At 53.9% G+C, this 269-nt stretch carries 1 tRNA gene; it reads left to right on the top strand.

From position 1 onward, the window contains the following. The first annotated feature begins 184 nt into the window (after positions 1-184). Positions 185-260: transfer RNA gene (locus OGV75_RS00050), tRNA-Ala, on the top strand. The last annotated feature ends 9 nt before the right edge of the window (positions 261-269 follow it).

Genomic DNA, 269 nt, shown 5'->3' with positions numbered 1-269 from the left:
GGCTTGTAGCTCAGGTGGTTAGAGCGCACCCCTGATAAGGGTGAGGTCGGTGGTTCAAGTCCACTCAGGCCTACCAAATTTCTGCTGATGCTGCGTTGCGGCGACGCTCACATACTTCAGTATGCTTCGCGTCACCACACCTTGCCTCAACAGAAATTAAGGTTAAACGAGATTTAACTACGATGGGGCTATAGCTCAGCTGGGAGAGCGCCTGCCTTGCACGCAGGAGGTCTGCGGTTCGATCCCGCATAGCTCCACCATCCTTTACT

The organism is Citrobacter sp. Cb028 (assembly GCF_030336705.1).
Taxonomy (GTDB): Bacteria; Pseudomonadota; Gammaproteobacteria; order Enterobacterales; family Enterobacteriaceae; genus Citrobacter; species Citrobacter braakii.
This window is presented reverse-complemented; position numbering and strand designations above follow the sequence as displayed.